This window comes from Haemophilus sp. SZY H56, from assembly GCF_054332415.1.
On the sequence record NZ_JBTGNX010000026.1, the window covers coordinates 1 to 3,745 of the forward strand.

The window sequence follows — 3,745 nt, forward strand, 5'->3', positions numbered from 1 at the left end:
AAAGAATATTCTCAAACTCGAAAGTGATTTAAGAATATAGCTTACTTTTTTCTCTGTATATATAGACAAAAAGCCTGCGAGTTTTATACTTTTTGAGCAAAATTGCAAGTTTTGGATGAGCATTCTAATAAGTACGTTATATTCTCTTGAAAAAGTAAACATTATCATTCACATGCAATTTTGTTTTACGTATAATCTAAGAAACTCTCAAATAGTTTTAGGTCAAGTTTACGCGTTAAGCGGTATTTTATATTGATAAAATATCAGTTAAATGAGGTTTATTATGAAAATCAGTTTTCATTCTGTGTTACTTGGATTAGCGTCATGTATTGGCATTCAACAATCTGTGATAGCGAGTCCTCCTTCGTCTTCTCACCAATCAATATCTACTGAGTCCGCTGAGGCTTTAAAGCAACAATTTTCAATCGCTTTAGCCAAACAAGAAAAGCAACAAGTTTCGATTTTACAGAAAAAACTCACCGCACTTTTTTCTTTACCTCCTCAATTCCTAGATAATCAGATCCAAATAAGCGAAAAAATCCTCACTCGCATTTTTAAAACAGATAAAAATCTCACCCCTAAATTTCTTGATTATTTATACTTTGAACCGATAAATACTGGCGATGCTAATTTAATTCAGAAAATGAAGAAAAACTTACTGGTGTCTTTTTTAGCGAATGAGCAGGCAAAAATTTATATTCGTCAAACAGATAATTCGGAGCAATTTGTTCAGGCTTTAATAGAACGGGGAGCCAAACCAGATCAAATTATATTATTGTCTTTGGATGCTAAAGGCATATTTCAAAAAATTATTGAACAGATGCGTCAAGATTTTCCTAATCAAACAACTTTTTCTATTACTGAGAATCGAGTGAGTTTGATAACCCCTTCTTCTGAAATTAAGCCCCGCCTCGCTCTAGCCAATATGATGTTTGCTCGCCAATTTAAAGGGGTGGAGGTTGATGATTTTTCGTATTTGGATCAAGCACGTGAAAATCTTCAACACAATAACTATGCTATTCGTTATAAGACTTTCCAAGCAATGCTTGAAGGCTTAAATTAATCCGTTTACTCACAAGGAGCCATTATGTTTTTATCTAAAAAATCAGTTACCTTTGCAGTTAGTGCGTTAGCAATGCTTTGCTCAGGTGCAGCCTTTGCTAAAGAAGCGCCGCAAGCACATAAAGCTGTTGAGTTAAGTATCTTACATATTAACGACCACCATTCTTACTTGGAACCGCACGAAGCGAGAATTAATTTAAATGGTCAACAAACAAAGGTTGATATTGGTGGTTTTTCTGCTGTGAATGGGAAACTTTATGAGTTACGTAAAAAGTATAAAAATCCATTAGTGCTACATGCAGGTGATGCGATTACCGGTACGCTGTATTTCACCCTTTTTGGTGGTTCTGCTGATGCGGCTGTCATGAATGCTGGTAATTTCCATTATTTTACTTTGGGTAACCATGAATTTGATGCGGGTAATGAAGGTTTATTAAAACTACTCGAGCCATTAAAAATCCCAGTACTTTCAGCCAATGTTATTCCTGATAAAAATTCAATTTTATATAACAAATGGAAACCTTACGATATTTTCACTGTAGATGGAGAAAAAATTGCTATTATCGGTTTAGATACCGTGAATAAAACGGTTAATTCCTCTTCACCAGGTAAAGATGTGAAGTTCTATGATGAAATTGCTACTGCGCAAATTATGGCAAATGCGCTAAAACAACAAGGTATTAATAAAATCATCTTACTTTCACATGCAGGAAGTGAAAAAAATATCGAAATCGCTCAAAAAGTAAATGATATTGATGTGATCGTTACTGGCGATTCACATTATTTATACGGAAATGATGAATTACGTGGTTTAAAATTGCCAGTAATCTATGAATATCCACTTGAATTTAAAAATCCGAATGGTGAACCTGTATTTGTAATGGAAGGTTGGGCTTATTCTGCTGTGGTGGGTGACTTAGGTGTTAAATTCAGCCCTGAAGGTATTGCGTCTATTACTCGTAAAATTCCTCATGTGTTAATGAGTTCTCATAAACTTCAAGTGAAAAATGCGGAAGGTAAATGGACTGAATTAACAGGCGATGAACGTAAAAAAGCGCTTGATACTTTAAAATCAATGAAGAGTATTTCACTTGATGATCATGATGCAAAAACAGACATGCTTATTTCAAAATATAAAAGTGAAAAAGATCGTTTAGCACAAGAAATTGTTGGCGTCATCACCGGTTCTGCAATGCCAGGTGGTTCAGCAAATCGTATCCCAAATAAAGCAGGCTCAAATCCAGAAGGTTCTATTGCAACGCGTTTTATTGCAGAAACAATGTATAACGAACTCAAAACAGTGGATTTAACCATTCAAAATGCAGGCGGTGTTCGTGCGGATATTTTACCAGGCAATGTAACCTTTAATGATGCTTATACTTTCTTACCTTTCGGGAATACGTTATATACCTATAAAATGGAAGGTTCGTTAGTGAAACAAGTGCTTGAAGATGCGATGCAATTTGCTTTAGTTGATGGTTCTACAGGGGCATTCCCTTATGGCGCGGGCATTCGTTACGAAGCGAATGAAATACCAAATGCGGAAGGTAAACGTTTAGTCAGCGTGGAAGTATTGAATAAACAAACCCAACAATGGGAACCAATTGATGATAATAAACGTTATCTCGTTGGTACTAATGCTTATGTAGCTAGCGGTAAAGATGGTTACAAAACTTTTGGTAAATTATTTAACGATCCGAAATATGAAGGCGTTGATACTTACTTGCCTGATGCGGAAAGTTTCATTAAATTTATGAAAAAACATCCGCACTTTGAGGCTTACACTTCATCAAATGTGAAATTTAATGCTTCTAGTGATGCGTTACCTAAAAAATAAAAGCTAAAATATATTGAAAATAGCGCGTATTTAACACTCGATTTTATACCTCAGGCAAACCCACTTTATAGACCATCTGGTAAAGGTGGGTTTATTTTTTGTCGTTTTATCTCTTTCTATTACATTTCACTTTAGATTGCCATTCAAGCAGTCAGTTTCGTAGAGTTTTTACCATTACCTCATATTAATAAAGTCTGAATTATAAAAAGCGTAAAAAAGCCCATAGCACAAGGGCATTTTCTTGATATTTTGTGCTTGCTTGCATGTGTACTTTCGACGAACCTCTGTAATGGGCATAACTATGTCTATGGTGTTGTTCTGCTTCCGTAAAGTTATGCTCAACCATTTTTGCTAGACGTTTGTAGAGTTTTTCCCTTGCTCCGATGACTTAACTGCATTGGCGTTTTCTATCGTAGCTTGATAAGTGTGTCAGGTAATCAGCCTTTCGGCTTTTTATTTTTGTCGGGCGACGATAATCAAATACACTAATAACCTCTCGGCGAGCCAAGCTTTCTGTGATAGGGACGGTAAAATAGCCAGCATCAAGCCCGACGGCTTTTTTGGGGGGGCTGAAAGCGTTATGTCGAGGAATCAAGGTGGTCAAGCAGCATTACAACACACTGTAACCGGTCAACCAATTACTTGGATGGATGCATTCATTGGTAATATTCCTGGTTCAATGGGTGAGGTTTCAACGCTTGCGTTATTAATCGGTGGTGCAGTGATTGTATTCACCCGTATTGCTTCTTGGCGCATTATGGCTGGTGTCATGATCGGTATGATTGGTACAGCAACCTTATTCAACTTAATCGGTTCTGATTCTAACCAAATGTTCTCAATGCCTTG

Annotated in this window: 2 protein-coding genes and 2 pseudogenes; 3 read left to right on the forward strand and 1 reads right to left on the reverse strand. The window is 36.3% G+C overall.

Annotated elements, in window-relative coordinates:
* Positions 1 to 283 precede the first annotated feature (283 nt).
* On the forward strand, positions 284 to 1,063 hold the full coding sequence (locus tag ACXVWP_RS10990) for a hypothetical protein (RefSeq protein ID WP_289902530.1): 780 nt from the start codon (positions 284 to 286) through the stop codon (positions 1,061 to 1,063).
* A 24-nt stretch (positions 1,064 to 1,087) separates the two neighbouring features.
* Entirely contained in the window at positions 1,088 to 2,899 is a 1,812-nt protein-coding gene (gene nadN, locus ACXVWP_RS10995) for an NAD nucleotidase (RefSeq protein WP_049357781.1), read from the forward strand.
* 202 nt (positions 2,900 to 3,101) lie between these two features.
* Here nadN and ACXVWP_RS11000 read toward each other — a convergent pair.
* Positions 3,102 to 3,458: pseudogene (locus ACXVWP_RS11000) on the reverse strand (transposase); the annotation flags it as partial.
* 30 nt (positions 3,459 to 3,488) lie between these two features.
* Between ACXVWP_RS11000 and ACXVWP_RS11005 the strand changes: the two are divergent.
* Positions 3,489 to 3,745: pseudogene (locus ACXVWP_RS11005) on the forward strand (RnfABCDGE type electron transport complex subunit D); the annotation flags it as partial.

Coding starts and splice junctions, on each gene's coding strand:
- ACXVWP_RS10990 (WP_289902530.1), top strand. CDS start 284: ATGAAAATCAGTTTTCATTCTGTGTTACTTGGATTAGCGTCATGTATT.
- nadN (WP_049357781.1), top strand. CDS start 1,088: ATGTTTTTATCTAAAAAATCAGTTACCTTTGCAGTTAGTGCGTTAGCA.